The organism is Streptomyces cadmiisoli (assembly GCF_003261055.1).
Lineage (GTDB): Bacteria > Actinomycetota > Actinomycetes > Streptomycetales > Streptomycetaceae > Streptomyces > Streptomyces cadmiisoli.
The window spans coordinates 7,945,908-7,959,418 of the sequence record NZ_CP030073.1 but is presented as its reverse complement, the minus strand read 5'-3'; the positions used below and the strand labels follow the sequence as shown (position 1 = coordinate 7,959,418).

General features: G+C 72.5%; 11 protein-coding genes. 4 read left to right on the top strand and 7 right to left on the bottom strand.

Annotation, left to right across the window (positions count from 1 at the left end; translation table 11 throughout):
- Positions 1–136: 136 nt before the first annotated feature.
- From DN051_RS35105 to DN051_RS35085, 5 genes are all read right to left on the bottom strand, one after another.
- Positions 137–1,150: an MASE1 domain-containing protein gene (locus DN051_RS35105; RefSeq protein WP_199314749.1), complete on the bottom strand. Its 1,014-nt coding sequence runs from the start codon at positions 1,148–1,150 to the stop codon at positions 137–139.
- Between the two features lie 50 nt (positions 1,151–1,200).
- On the bottom strand, positions 1,201–2,031 hold the full coding sequence (locus tag DN051_RS35100) for a PP2C family protein-serine/threonine phosphatase (protein WP_112442629.1): 831 nt from the start codon (positions 2,029–2,031) through the stop codon (positions 1,201–1,203).
- A gap of 187 nt (positions 2,032–2,218) precedes the next feature.
- Positions 2,219–3,325 carry an acyltransferase family protein gene (locus DN051_RS35095; protein ID WP_112440653.1) on the bottom strand — a complete coding sequence of 369 codons (1,107 nt, stop codon included), beginning with the start codon at positions 3,323–3,325 and terminating at the stop codon, positions 2,219–2,221.
- Positions 3,326–3,442: 117 nt separating this feature from the next.
- Positions 3,443–3,619: a hypothetical protein gene (locus tag DN051_RS45955; RefSeq protein ID WP_107093870.1), complete on the bottom strand. Its 177-nt coding sequence runs from the start codon at positions 3,617–3,619 to the stop codon at positions 3,443–3,445.
- A 121-nt stretch (positions 3,620–3,740) separates the two neighbouring features.
- Positions 3,741–5,123: a diacylglycerol/lipid kinase family protein gene (locus DN051_RS35085; protein ID WP_112442627.1), complete on the bottom strand. Its 1,383-nt coding sequence runs from the start codon at positions 5,121–5,123 to the stop codon at positions 3,741–3,743.
- 219 nt (positions 5,124–5,342) lie between these two features.
- Here DN051_RS35085 and DN051_RS35080 point away from each other — a divergent pair, with 219 nt between their 5' ends.
- Positions 5,343–5,984 (top strand): hypothetical protein, encoded by a 642-nt coding sequence (locus DN051_RS35080; RefSeq protein ID WP_053757897.1) that lies wholly within the window; start codon positions 5,343–5,345, stop codon positions 5,982–5,984.
- 407 nt (positions 5,985–6,391) lie between these two features.
- Positions 6,392–8,281, top strand: coding sequence for an ATP-binding cassette domain-containing protein (locus DN051_RS35075; RefSeq protein WP_112440651.1), 1,890 nt, complete (start codon positions 6,392–6,394; stop codon positions 8,279–8,281).
- Positions 8,282–8,375: 94 nt separating this feature from the next.
- On the opposite strand, the gene DN051_RS35070 is transcribed toward DN051_RS35075, so the two are convergent.
- Both DN051_RS35070 and DN051_RS35065 read right to left on the bottom strand, forming a co-directional pair.
- Complete coding sequence (locus tag DN051_RS35070; RefSeq protein ID WP_112440650.1) at positions 8,376–8,948, bottom strand: hypothetical protein; 573 nt, start codon at positions 8,946–8,948, stop codon at positions 8,376–8,378.
- Positions 8,945–9,490, bottom strand: coding sequence for a hypothetical protein (locus DN051_RS35065; protein ID WP_053757894.1), 546 nt, complete (start codon positions 9,488–9,490; stop codon positions 8,945–8,947). The genes DN051_RS35070 and DN051_RS35065 overlap by 4 nt, the downstream gene beginning before the upstream one ends.
- Positions 9,491–9,712: 222 nt before the next feature.
- On the opposite strand from DN051_RS35065, the gene DN051_RS35060 reads away from it, so the two are divergent.
- Together DN051_RS35060 and DN051_RS35055 are read left to right on the top strand one after the other, a co-directional pair.
- Positions 9,713–10,864 (top strand): S1 family peptidase, encoded by a 1,152-nt coding sequence (locus tag DN051_RS35060; RefSeq protein ID WP_112440648.1) that lies wholly within the window; start codon positions 9,713–9,715, stop codon positions 10,862–10,864.
- A 303-nt stretch (positions 10,865–11,167) separates the two neighbouring features.
- Positions 11,168–12,493: a lipase family protein gene (locus DN051_RS35055; RefSeq protein WP_112440646.1), complete on the top strand. Its 1,326-nt coding sequence runs from the start codon at positions 11,168–11,170 to the stop codon at positions 12,491–12,493.
- Positions 12,494–13,511: the final 1,018 nt, after the last annotated feature.

Genomic DNA, 13,511 nt, shown 5'->3' with positions numbered 1-13,511 from the left:
TAGACACACGTCGGACGGGCTCCTCGGCCGGTACCGGCGGGCCCGGTTCGGGGGCTTCGCCCGCGGGTGGTCCGCGGCCAAAGAACCCACGAACACGGGAGGCTCGGCGTTCACGCCCGGCTCAGGGCACACCCGTTCACTTCACCCCCGGCTCGCCGCGCCGCCCCTCGTCCAGGGGGCGGCGACCGCCGGGCAGGGTGTCACCCGCGGTGAGGTGCTCCAGCACCTCCGCCAGTTCCTGGCAGGCCCGCTCCACCGACCGTCTGGTGTTGCGCTGCTCGGTGATCACGGCCGACAGCAGCAGGGCGGTGAGGGCCATCGACCCGTTGAAGGCCTGGAGCTTGATCATCACTTCCACGGGGGTGAGCCCCGCGAAGGGTCCGACGCCGTCCGTCGCCGAGACCGTGGCCATGACCGAGGCGAAGAGCGCGCACAGCATGCTGCCCGCGAGCCGGAAGCGCAGCACCACCCAGATCAGCAGCGGGTAGACGAGGAACAGCATGCTGATGGAGGCGCGGGTGGCGAGCGGTACGACGACGCAGGCGATGACGGCCAGGAGCAGGGCCTCCTTCCAGCGCGCCAGGGGCGGCGGCCGGCGCAGCCCGTGCAGCAGTAGCAGGACCGGGGTGACGATCAGGACCCCCATCGCGTCGCCCACCCACCACGCCATCCACACCAGCCAGAAGTCACCCGCGCCGAGCTTCCCGTCGAGGATGAGGAGACCGGCTCCCACGGTCGCGCTCACCGCCATGGCACTCAGCGCCGCCAGGAAGACCAGCGCCAGCCCGTCCCGCAGTCGGGCGAGGTCGGTACGGAAGCCCACCTTGCGCAGCAGGAGATATCCGCAGACGGGAGCGGCCGTGTTGCCCAGCAGGATGGCGATCGACGAGGGCCGCAGGACGGTGAGGGACATCAGGACGAGCAGGGCACCGAGGGCGATGCCGAGCGAGGCACGCAGTCCGAGGATCAGCAGACAGGCCACCGCGACGCCGGTGGGCGGCCAGATGGGCGTGACCACCGCGCCCTCGACGGCGAGCTGCCGCAGCAGGCCCAGTCGTCCCGACGCGTAGTAGCCGACGGCGACCGCCGACGTCAGGAGGGCGAAGACGACTGGCCGGCAGAGATCCTCGGTACCCACCACAGCAGCCATCAGACACCGGTGCGGCCGGGTCGGCGAGGTGAGGGACGCGCCCTCGGGCCCTACGGCTGAACCGGGAGCCCGTCGTGGCCGACGACCAGGACGGCGGCGTCGTCCTCGTGCCCCACGCGCTCGGCACCCTTGATCACGGCGGCGGCGAGCTCGCCCGCGTCCATGCCCGCCACGGCGGCAACGCCGGCCAGCCGAACCACCTGGTCGAGCCCGTCCTCCAGGCTCAGCGTCGGCCCCTCCACGACACCGTCCGTGAGCAGGATGAACACCCCGCCGGTGGTGAGCCGGTACCGGGTCACCGGGTACCGCGTGCCGGCCTGCACGCCGAGGGGCGGTCCGCCCTCGTCCCGGGCGATGCCGGACCTGCCGTCCGCCGTGGCCCAGATGAGGGGCAGGTGCCCGGCTCGCGCGCTCTCCAGCACACCCGTGGTGGGATCGAGCCGTATGAAGGTGCAGGTGGCGAACAGGTCGCCGCCGAGGGAGAGGATGAGGTCGTTCGTCCGTGCGAGGAGGTCGCCCGGCTCGCCGGTGACCGAGGCGAGCGCCCGCAGGCCGACCCGGATCTGCCCCATGAAGGCGGCCGCCTCGATGTTGTGGCCCTGCACGTCACCCACGGAGAGCCCTATGCGCCCGTCGGACAGCACGAACGCGTCGTACCAGTCGCCCCCCACGTTCAGGCCGTAGCAGGCGGGCGCGTAGGCGACCGCCAGGTGGAACCCGGGGGCGTCGGGCAGATCCCTGGGCAGCATGCCGCGCTGGAGCGCGATGGCCAGTTCCACCCTGGTCCGCTGGAGTTCCGCCTGCACGCGCGCCTGGGCGGTGAGCGAGTCGAGCCTGGCCAGCAGCTCGTCGCCGTGGTCCGTCGGGCGCGCGCGGGACATGATCACTCCGGCGAGGGCGGATGCCCTCATCAAGACATAAGGGCATATTCCCCTTCAAGGGATGATAGAGACAGCGCATCCTGGCACCACCACGCGCCGCCACGGCCGGAGGAGGCCTGCGATCCGTTCGGGCGGGCCTGTGCGAACGCCTGCCGCAAGGACCCTCAGGCCCGCCCCGTCACATCGGTTATCCGGAACGCCGCTGCTCCGGCACGGACGGGGTCCGCCGGAACGCCCAGTCCATCTTCGGCTCCATGACGAACCGGAAGGCCCGCCGCACCGGTGCCGTGCACAGCAGGGTCACCACGATCGCGGCGACGATCGTCACGGTGATCTCGCCGAGCGGGCGGTGCAGCCAGGCGTTGTCGTACACGTGGTAGTGGTTCACGGTCTGCATGCCGAAGCCGTGCAGCAGGTAGCCGTACAGCGTGCCGGCGCCGAGTGCGGTGAACCACATGTTCCGTCCGGGCACCCAGGCCAGGAAGCACGCCGTCAGGACGGCCGAGCAGCCGAACAGGGCCAGCGTCATCACCGGGCCGTACCAGGAGGGCGCCGCGAGCTGCTCCGCGCTGGTGCGGTGGAAGAACCACGCGTAGTTCATCCGCGGGACCGCCCAGTACGCCACGACGAGGGCGCACGCGAAGACCGGCACGGCCGCCAGGCGCACCGCGCGGCGGCGCACCAGCTGGAAGTGCTCCGGCTTCAGGCACAGGCCCAGCACGAAGTACGGCAGGAACTGGAGCAGGCGCTGAAGGTCCAGGTCCTTGCCGATGGACGGCGTGAGGGTGGCGAGCATGGCGACGCCCAGCGCGATCGGCAGCGGCCACCGCACGACCCGCCAGATCGGGGTGGTCAGGCGCCAGACGAACAGCGCCGCGAGGAACCACGTCAGATACAGCGGGTCCAGCAGGCTGAACGACCGGTCCGGCTCGTTGTCCGCCCAGCGCGTGAAGAGGGTGTACGCCACCTCGAAGACGACGTACGGCAGGGCGACACCTGTCAGCAGGCGCTTGATCCGTCCCGGGGTCGCCTCGAAGCTGCGCGAGAAGTACCCGGAGATCACGATGAACGCCGGCATGTGGAACGAGTAGACGATCATGTACAGCGCGGTGACGGTGCGGCTCTCGCTGCGCAGCGGCTCCCACGCGTGACCTATCGCCACCAGCACGATCGCCAGATACTTGGCGTTGTCGAAGAACGCGTCCCGCTGCTTGGCCGACCCCGCGGCGGCCCCGGTGGCCGCCGCCCGCGTACGTGGGACCGCGCGTTCCACTGCCTCTACGGCGTCACTCACCGGACCTCCCGAGGCAACCCGGGGCCGCCGTTCGCCGTCCTACTTGAATTAGGGGTGTATTGGTAGTGAACATCAGCGCGCACACTAACCACAGGAATGCGGACTCGTACAGTCCGCTCAGCGCCTGCGCCCCCGGGCCGCCCATCCGCTGCCGATTCCGGCCACGTGCAGGGCCAGCGCCGTCAGGCCGAGAAGCATGATGTTGGTCGAGCTGAAGGCGTCGTTCGTCGAGATCTCCGCCGCGTTGATCAAAAAGGCGATGAAGAACAGAACCGCCGCCACGATGGCAAGCACGATGTCCCCTCCTACATTGCACCGAACCGTTCGGTGCCCTGTCGTCCGGCTGCCCCCGAACCGGCGATGAACACCCCGCGCGCTTCCGTGCCGCGGCCGAGCGGCGCTCCGGCGCGGCCGATCAGGCGGCCGGCCGGTTCTCGTCCCGCGGCGGGCGGTAGGTGTGTCCGGAGCGGTGGGGCACGGCCGTCCGGCTCACCGTGGCCGCGAGCTTGCGCAGACGGCGCCAGTCCAGGCGGGGCGGCAGGTCGGGGACGCCCGGCCGCTCGCGCGGGACCCGTACCCGCAGCGCCCGGCGTGCGATGCGGCAGCGGACGGGGGTGGCCAGCGTGGCCGCCTCGCCGTCCAGGCCGACCTCCAGTTCCGCCTCGTCGGCGTCGATGATCACTTCGCGGGCCGTGACCGCGCCGAACCCGTGGGGGTCCAGCAGCAGTTCGGCCGCCTCGACGGCGCTGTCCACCTTCACCGCGAGCACGCCCATCCGCCCGGAGTTCAGGCGCTGGCGCCGGCCGAACCCGAGGGGGTCGTCGACGCGGTAGGGATTGTTGCTCACCAGGACGGCCTGCGGATCGGCGAACGTGGTGCCGTCGGCGTGCGCGGTCAGACGCGCCCCGCGCCGACGGGTCAGCAGGTCGGGCAGCAGGTCCAGCGCGGTCCCCACCTTGTCGTCCCGGTAGCCGGGGCTCTGCACGACCGTGCCGTACACACCGAAGGAAGCGTTGTTGACGAACGGGTGGTCGCCGGCGAAGCACAGGTCCACGCGGAGTTCGACGCCGTCGGTGAGGGCGTCCAGGCAGGTGGCGGGGTCGTCGCGGTCCAGGCCGAGGTCGAGGGCGAAGTGATTGCGGGTGCCCGCGGAGATCACCAGGAACGGCAGGTCGTGCTCGGCGGCCACGGCGGCGACCAGGGCCTGGGTGCCGTCCCCGCCCGCGACGCCCAGCAGGTCGGCCCCGTCCGCGACGGCTTCCCGCGCGAGGGCGGCCACGTCCTGGTGCCGCTCCGGATCCAGCAGGACGACCCGCGCCCCGAGCTCCTCGGCCTTCTCCCGCAGGGCGAACTTCTCCACCTTGCCGCCCCCGGAGCGCGGGTTCAGCAGCAGAAAGGGCCGCTTCGGGGACGGTGTGCGGTACTCCTTGGTCCTCCCCTGCCGCAGGCCCGTACTGCGCAGGGCGTACCGGCCGCTCCAGACCGCCGCGCACCACAGCAGCCCGGAGACCGCGATCACCCACACCATGCTCTCCCAGACGAACAGCACGACGACGCTGATCGGCGCGACGGCGGCCAGCAGGGCGGCCCCGGCGCGGACGACCCCGCGGCGCGAGAGCACCCACCACAACGCGGCGACCGTCACGATGAGACCCGCCAGCCCGACGACGAGCAGCAGCACCCCCCGCACGCCACCACCGGCCAGCGGCAACAGGGCCGCCGCGGCGGCCGACGCCAGGGCACCCCTGGCGGCCCAGACCTGCTTGCGGTGCAACCGCTCACTCGCCGTCGATCCCATGGGTCCCTCCACACGCCGCCGGTCGGCTCCGGCCGACACCGCCATCAGATCAAGCCCGGCGCCCGTGCCCGAGGCGGAAGGCGCTCTCAGTCTCATGCCCCCATCCGGCCGTTACTCCGCACGGACACATGGAACAGATCTGTACCGGCGGCCGAGGGCAACGAATACGCATCCCCGCAGGTCGTACCGGACACAGTGACCGACCGCCCTGGGGGAATCATGAAGGTTCGCACCCGACCCGCCCGACACACACGACGCGTCCGGATCGCCGTGGCCGCCGCCGCGGTGACGGCCGGCGCCGCCGTCGCCCTGACCTCCGTCCCGGCCGCCGCCGGGACGGCCTCCGCCGGCACGCCCCGGTTCCTGAAGCCGGGCGAGCTGCCCCCGCACCCCACGTCGCCGTGGTACGCCGGGCCCGTCACCGCCGGACAGCCCGATCCGCTGCCGATCTGCGTGGGCGACGCGCTGCCGTCGATCGCCACCCATCGCGCCTACGGGACCGAGTTCGACACCAGCGCCCTGCAGGTGACCGTCGTCGAGCGCAACGAGCGCCGGGCCGCGGCGTTCGCCGCGCTGCTCCGCAAGGACCTCGCGGACTGCGCGCGGCGGCTGATGCAGCAGGACCCGGACATGACCGCGAGCAAGAAGTACTACGGCTCGCTCGCCGTCGAGGACGGCGCCCACGTCTACGGCATCCACACCGCCCATGCCTGGGGTTCCTCCGACATCGCGCTGTTCTCGGTCGGCCGGGACGGCAGGACCGTGACGGTGGTGAAGTGGGCGCAGATGGGTACCTTCCAGCACGCCCAGGTGGCCGACTTCAGGAAGACGACCGTCCGGGCGGTCGACAAGCTTCACTGAACCCGTCGTACGTCCGCGGCGGTCCGGGTCGCCGCCTCGTCCGTGACGGCCCTCACCGAGCAGGCGCCGGTGCTACTGCCGCCGGCCCGTCCCCCTCGGCTGCCCGGGAGCCGCGGCATTCCCCGGGTCGAGGAACACCGCCGCCCGACCACGCCCCCGCCGGCCGTGGTCGGGCGGCACCCTCCGCGCCGGGCCGCAAACCCATCTGTCACATGCGTCTCCGCGTCGGCGTTTCGGCCACTCCCCCGCAGCGGAACAGCCCGGCGGCCCGGCAGTCCACGGCCTCCGCGCGGCCCGCCCTCCGCCGCCCGTGCGGATTCCGGTCCGGCCGAAACACGTGTGTTCGATGACACGGGTCACGTCGTTGAGCCCGGTGTCGTCCCCACGCCAGAAGCGGAGGAAGCCCGTTGGCCTCAGCAGAATCCCGGGAGAGGGCGTCGGAGCCTCTTCCCCCGCCACCCCCCGCCGAGATCAAATACGCGGGCGAGTACTCGGTGAACCCGCTCGGCCAAGCCTCCTTCCGCAGGCTCGGCGCGCAACTCCCCAGGGTCCTCGGCCGCATCATCGTCATGGCCTGGCGCATCGACCGGCGGGCCGTCGTCCTGCTGCTGGCCTGCCCCGTGGTCACCGGGGCCGCCGCCGCCCTGCTGCTGGCCGCGACCGCACGCGCCATGGGCCCGCTGCTCGGCGCCGGCACGGTGGGCGACCGCCTCCGGGAGGCGCTTCCGGCACTGGTCGTCATCGGCATCGCCGCCGGGGTCGCCCGGGTCGCGGGCGTGGTGGCGATGTACGCCGAACGGAGAATCACCCCTCTGCTCACCACCGAGGCGGACACTGCTCTGGTGGAGGCGGTGTGCCGGGTCGAGGCCTCGGCCTACGCCGTGGACGGCTTCTCCGACCGTCAGGAAGCCGCGGAAATGGGCGTGATGCGCACTCACGTGATGGTCACGGACGCCCAGCGGTTCCTGTCCGCCCTGGTCCGGATGGTCACCGCGGCCGGCGCGCTGTCGGTCCTCAACCCGCTGCTGCTGCCCCTGCTGCTCCTCGCCGTGCTGCCGGCCGGCGTCGGCGCGATCCTCACGGCCCGTGTGGACTACGAGATCCACTACGCCAACATCGCCGACCGCAACGTCCGGGGCATGATGCGCTGGTGGTCCACCACGCCCAAGTACGGCGACGAGGTCCGCGCCAACTCCATGACCGCGTACCTCATCTTCTGGTACCGGTCGCTGTCCGAGCGCTGCGACCGGCGCACGCTGGCCGCGGCGCCGCGTACGCTGCGCATCGCGCTGGCCTCCTCGCTGGTCGCCGGTGTGTTCCTCGTCGCGACCTGGGGCGCCCTGGTCTGGCTGGCCGCGACGGACCGGATCGTTCTGGCGCTCGCCGCGACCGCCGTGGTCGCCGTGCAGACGACCCTGGCCGGACTCTCCCAGGTGATCATCAACGGTGCCGCCCTCTTCCACACCAGCCTCTACCTGAGCGACATGCAGGCGTTCCTCGACGACGCGTCGGCACGGGCGACCGTGCGGGGCACGTTGTCGGTGGCGCTGCCGGTGGAGGAGATCCGCCTGGAGGAGACCGTCTACCAGTACCCGGGCAAGGACCGCCCCGCCGTCGACGGCGTCTCGCTCACCCTGCGCAGAGGAGAGATCCTGGCCGTCGTGGGGGCGAACGGCTCCGGCAAGTCCACGCTCACCCGGCTGATCACCGGCATCTATCTGGCCGACAAGGGCCGGGTGACCTGGAACGGGATGGATCTCGCCGAGACCGACCCGGCAACCGTCTGGGGGCACACCGGACTCGTGCCGCAGATCTTCGCGCAGTGGCCGCTGCGCGTCCGTGAGAACGTCACCCTCGGCCAGCCGCGCTCGCGGGACGACGGGCCGGTGTGGGACGCGATCGACGCCGTCGGCATGCGCCGTCCCGTCGAGGACCTGACGGCCGGCCTCGACACCCTCCTCGCCCGCGAGGTCTTCGGCGGTGCGGAACTGTCGGGCGGCCAGTGGCAGCGCATCGCCTGCTCGCGGGCCCTGTACCGGCGACCGGCCCTGCTGATCCTCGACGAACCCACCTCCCAGATGGATCCGCGCGGCGAGCACCAGATCTTCGAACGAATCAAGTCCATCGCCGGCGACCGGATCACGATCGTCGTCACCCACCGCCTGGAGAACACCAGACTCGCCGACCACATCGTGGTCATGGAACAGGGCCGGATCACGGAGCAGGGCCGGTACGACGACCTCGTGCACGCCGGCGGCACTTTCGCGGAGCTGCTGGAACTCTCCCAGGACCGGTAGCCCGGCCGGCCGCCCCGGCGACGGACCCGCCCTGCCGGGCGAACAGGCCGGCAGGGCGACCCGGCCGGCACCGCGCATCGGTCCGGGGCCGCCTTCACAGCGAGGGCAGATGGAGCGGTGGCGACGGCAGCCCGAAGTGAGCGGCGATGATCCGGACCGTGTGGGCGCCGTCGTCGTTGCGGTCGGGACCGGCGCCGGGGTCCGGGGCGTCCCGGCCGACGATCGCGGCGTCGAGCAACTCGCGGACCAGCAGGTCCGCCGCGGCTCCGCCCCGTTGTGACTCCCGGCGCCGGCCGAAGTTGAAGAAGGTCTGCTCGAGCCCGCCGCGGTGGTAGGCGAACTGGAAGGGATGTTCGTCGCAGTGCGGGACCTGATGGTCCCGGCCGTACGGGCAGGCGCAGGCGGGCGTGGAGGCCAGGAACACCGTCTCCACACGGTCCGGTTGCGCGGCACGGCCCGCGTAGCGGTGTCCGGTGATGTCGCGTGCCAGGTCCCGGGCCCCCTGCCCGCGGGGCGCGGCGTAGGCGTCGTGGGTCACCCAACTCCAGCCCGCCGAACTGCCGGAGCTGCGGGCCGGGCGCTGCACTTCGGAGAGGATGCCGGTAAGCGTGCTCAGGTCCATGCCTCTGCAGAAGGTCAGGAACGTGTCCGGGGCGAGCCAGGTCATATCGCCGTCGCCTCCACGAGGGTCGGCAGCGACGGCAGCGCGAAGTGGTCGGCGATCGTCCGCACCAGGCGCTCGTGGTCGTCGTAGTAGTGGTCGAGGCAGTCGCGGCCGCCGTCCTTCGTATGCGCGCAGGCGGCATCGGGGCCGATGAGGTTGGCGGCCAGCAGTTCGGCGGAGAGGTGGTCGGGGTCGTCACCGATCCGCCGGCCCAGGTCCTCGAAGCTGAAGCGGAGGACGGTCCGGCCGTCGCGGTAGTACTCGAAGTCCGGGGGGAATCCCTTCGGGCTGCACGGCTCGGTCACGAACACGACGATCTCCGCGCCGTCCGCGCACAGGGCGCGGTAGTCGACCGGGTCGAAGTCCTCGGCGTCCCCGTTCAGCATGTCGTGCACCGCCCAGGCCCAGCCGTCCTGTCCGCCCCGCGCGAGGGGCTCTCGCCGCAGCCCGCGCAGACGGCGGCACAACTCGTCGACGGACAGGCCACGGGCGAAGACGACATTCACCTCATGACCGGGGACGGAACCGTGTATCCAGTGAGTCATGCCGAGCACCCTAGGCGGGGGCACTGACAGTCCGTCACGCCCGCACGCCCGCCCGGTGCCAGGACCGTTCGACGCCGCGCGGGCCCGACGCCGGCGAACAAACCCCGCATTGGCATGGACCTGACGGGCTGTCGGAGCTACGCTCGCCCCAACCCCTGTGAGAGCGCTCTCAATTGCGGTTGTTCCACCCCCACCTTGCTGGAACGACGAAGGACAACATCCGTGAGACGCATCAGACTCCTGCGCGCCGGCCTGGCCGCCCTCCTCATCCTGGGCAGTTGGACCGCGGCGGGCACCCTCCCGGCCTCGGCGGACGACGACTCGGCCCCCGCGCCGGCCTCCGACGGGCTGCTGCGGGCCATGCAGCGGGACTTCGGCCTGTCGAGCGCCGAGGCCAAGGAACGGCTGGCGGCCGAGCGAACGGCCGGCGACATCGCACCCACCGCACGCCGGGCGGCGGGAGCGGCCTACGGCGGCTCGTGGTTCGACGCGGCAACCCGGCGTCTGACCGTGGCCGTCACCTCCGACGCCTCCGCCGCCACCCGGCGGGCCGTGACGTCCGCGGGCGCGACCGTGCGCACCGTCGAGCACAGCGCGCGGGAGCTCGGCGCCGCCAAGGCGCGCATCGACCGCCTGTCCGCGCCCTCGGGCGTGAGCAGTTGGCACGTCGACCCCGCCGCCAACTCCGTCGTGGTGAACGTGGTCGAGGACCGGCGCGCCGACAACGATGTCCGGCGCTTCCTCACCGAGGCACGGGCGACCGGCCCGGTCACCGTGGCGACGGTCCCGGGCGCACCGGAGACCTTCGCTGCGGGGACGGTCGGCGGCGACCCCTACTACACCGGCAACGTCCGCTGCTCGATCGGCTTCTCGGTGCACGGCGGGTTCGTCACGGCCGGGCACTGCGGTCGGGCCGGCGCCGCCGTCCGGGGCTGGGACGGCACACACATCGGCACCTTCCAGGGCTCCTCGTTCCCCGGTGACGACTACGCCTGGGTCAGCGTCGGCAGCGGCTGGTGGACCGTACCGGTGGTGCTGGGCTGGGGCACGGTCCCGGACCGGTTGGTGCGCGGCTCGGCCGAGGCGCCGGTCGGCGCGTCGATCTGCCGCTCCGGCTCGACGACACGCTGGCACTGCGGCACCGTGCTGGCCAAGAACGAGACCGTCAACTACAGCCAGGGCGCGGTGCACCAGATGACGAAGACCAGTGTGTGCGCCGAACCGGGCGACTCGGGCGGCTCCTACATCAGCGGCGACCAGGCGCAAGGGGTCACGTCGGGCGGCTGGGGCAACTGCTCCGGCGGCGGCGAGACGTGGTTCCAGCCGGTCAACGAGATACTCAACCGCTACGGGCTGACCCTGCACACCGCCTGACCCCGCCACACCGCCTGATCCACCTCGCGAGCCGGGGGTTCCGCCGGATGCCCGGCGGAACCCTCTCACGCGTACGCCGGTGCGCCGCCCACAGGTCATGGGGCACGGGGTCCAGTTACTCAACCGTGACCCGCACGATGCTACCCCGGGTAACCTACTGCCCGGTACGTTCCGTCTACCCGCCATGGAGCGGCGTGGGACGACGGTCGGAACGTGCCGTCCCACGCCCATGACCCGCGCTCCGCCGCCGATTGCCGCCGGGCCGGGACGGCCGATTCCGTCACCCTCCACCGGAGGTCCGCCATGCCCGCAAGCACGCACCTGCTCGTCGCCGCCGTCACCGTCGCGACCTGCCTCGGTGCGCAGGCGCTGCCCGCCACGGCAGCCACCGCCTCGGCCGCAGAGGTGTCCCGCGGGGTGGAGATCCCCGCCTTCTACACCCCGCCCGCCACCCTCCCGGACACCAACGGCGCTCTGATCCGCAGCGAACCGCTGCCCCTCGCCCTGAGCCTGCCCGGCCTCGACGGCCCCCTGCCGGGCAGGGCCACCCGCCTGATGTACCGGTCGACCGACTCCACCGGGCAGCCGATGGCCGTGACCGGGGCGTACCTCGAGCCCACCGCGGCCTGGCGGGGCAACGGACCGCGCCCCCTGGTCGCGCTCGCTCCCGGCACCATGGGCCAGGGCGACCAGTGCGCCGCCTCGATGGGACTGGAGCATCCGATTCGGCTCAACGGCGAGACGGTCTCGGTCGGTTACGAGGATCTGGCGATCTATCGGCTGCTGGCCAGGGGCGTAGCGGTCGTCGTCACCGACTACGCCGGGCTCGGCACCACCGACCGGCTGCACACCTACGTCAACCGCGTCGACGAGGGCCACGCCGTACTGGACGCGGTACGGGCGGCCCGCGCGCTCGGCACGGCGACCGTCACCACCGACTCCCCCGTGGGCCTGTTCGGCTACAGCCAGGGCGGCGGAGCGACGGCGGCCGCCGCCGAACTCCAGCCGGGCTACGCCCCGGACGTCCCGCTCGCGGGCACCTACTCCGGCGCTCCGCCGGCCGACCTGACGGAGGTGACACGGGCGATCGACGGCAGCGATCTCGCCGGGGCTCTCGGCTGGTCGCTGAACGGCTTCCTCCAGTCCGACCCGGCGCTCGAACCCATCGCGGACGAGTACCTGAACGCGGCGGGCAGGGCCGCTCTGCAGGATCTGTCGACGATGTGCGTCGGTGACGCGATCTTCGCCTACAGCTCCGCCCGGAGCACACGGTGGACGACCACCGGGCAGTCGGTCAACGACGTCATCGACGCCGAACCCGTCCTGCGGGACTTCCTCGACCGGCAGCGGATCGGCACCCTGGAGCCGACCGGTCCGATCCGCGTGGCCACCGGCGTCCACGACGACCTCGTCCCGCACGGGCAGGCACGTGACCTCGCCGTCGCGTGGTGCCGGAAGGGGGCCGCGGTCAGCTACGTACCCGTGCTGCTGCCCGACGTGGGCCGGGCACTGCTGAACCACGTCACTCCGCTGCTCACCGACCAGGGGGCAGCCATCGACTGGCTCACCGACCGACTGTCGGGCAAACCGGCCACCTCCAACTGCTGGAGCATGCCGCTTCAGCCTTGAGGGGGATTTCGACGCCCTTGGTCCTGGCCCTTGATCCTCGGCTCTCGGCTCTCGGCTCTCGGCTCTCGGCTCTCGGCTCTCGGCTCTCGGCTCTCGGCTCTCGGCTCTCGGCTCTCGGCTCTCGGCTCTCGGCTCTCGGCTCTCGGCTCTCGATGGGATCCCAGCCCTTCATCCCTGACGGGGTCCCAGCCCGTTCGCCCTTCGCGGAAGGGGATCCCGCCCAGACGGCCCCGGCGGGGATCCCCGCCCCTTCACCCTCGAGGAGATCCGAGTCCCCTCGGCCTCGAATGGGGGATCCCGGCACCCGATCGAGCCGGCCTCGGTCCGCCCCCGGAGGCGGGCGGACCTGACGGCACATCACGGCCCCCGCACGCATCCGGCTCCCGGCGCGCCCGGCCGGACGCGACGCGTCCTCCATCGGCGCCTCGATGTCTCGGCGCATCTCGGCCACCGAGACCCGGCGCACGTGCGCACCCGTGCGCGTCCAGCCGTGGAGCGCGCCCGGGCGGCGGCCGCCGGGACATGAGTACCGGTCAGCACCGCGCCGGAGCACGCTTCACCCGACGGGCGCTCGAATCCACCCGGGCGGAGCAACCCGCGGCCGGCAGGGCACCCCGGGCCCGGTCGGCCGTCCGCCGCACGGCGGATTCCGCCGGGGCGGTCGCGCCCCCGGCGGCCGGACCCGTGCGGACCCGGTCGGCCGGCGCTCCCGCCGCGCCCTGACGCCTCATCACTCGCACCCCGAAGCGGCAGGTCAGAGCCTGTCCGACGGATCGCATCACGGCTGCGGGGAGTGGCTCCTGAGCGGGCGTGAGCCGGGTCCGGTGCGGCGAGCGGCGAGGCGGACGGAGGGCGGTGACGCGACGGGACGTCCCGCGCGCCGGCGACGCCGGAGTCAGCGGCCCGGCCTGCGACGACATCGCTGCAGCTCCACGCGCCGCGCCCGGGTCGGCGGCACCGTCCGCCGGACAGGCCCTAAGTGGGTGACGCGTGAGACGCCTTCGGCCTTGCGGGGCAT

Bases quoted from the DNA above. Each gene is read 5' to 3' on its own strand.
- DN051_RS35105 (WP_199314749.1), bottom strand. From the start codon at position 1,150: ATGGCTGCTGTGGTGGGTACCGAGGATCTCTGCCGGCCAGTCGTCTTC.
- DN051_RS35100 (WP_112442629.1), bottom strand. From the start codon at position 2,031: ATGTCCCGCGCGCGCCCGACGGACCACGGCGACGAGCTGCTGGCCAGG.
- DN051_RS35085 (WP_112442627.1), bottom strand. From the start codon at position 5,123: ATGGGATCGACGGCGAGTGAGCGGTTGCACCGCAAGCAGGTCTGGGCC.
- DN051_RS35080 (WP_053757897.1), top strand. From the start codon at position 5,343: ATGAAGGTTCGCACCCGACCCGCCCGACACACACGACGCGTCCGGATC.
- DN051_RS35070 (WP_112440650.1), bottom strand. From the start codon at position 8,948: ATGACCTGGCTCGCCCCGGACACGTTCCTGACCTTCTGCAGAGGCATG.
- DN051_RS35065 (WP_053757894.1), bottom strand. From the start codon at position 9,490: ATGACTCACTGGATACACGGTTCCGTCCCCGGTCATGAGGTGAATGTC.
- DN051_RS35055 (WP_112440646.1), top strand. From the start codon at position 11,168: ATGCCCGCAAGCACGCACCTGCTCGTCGCCGCCGTCACCGTCGCGACC.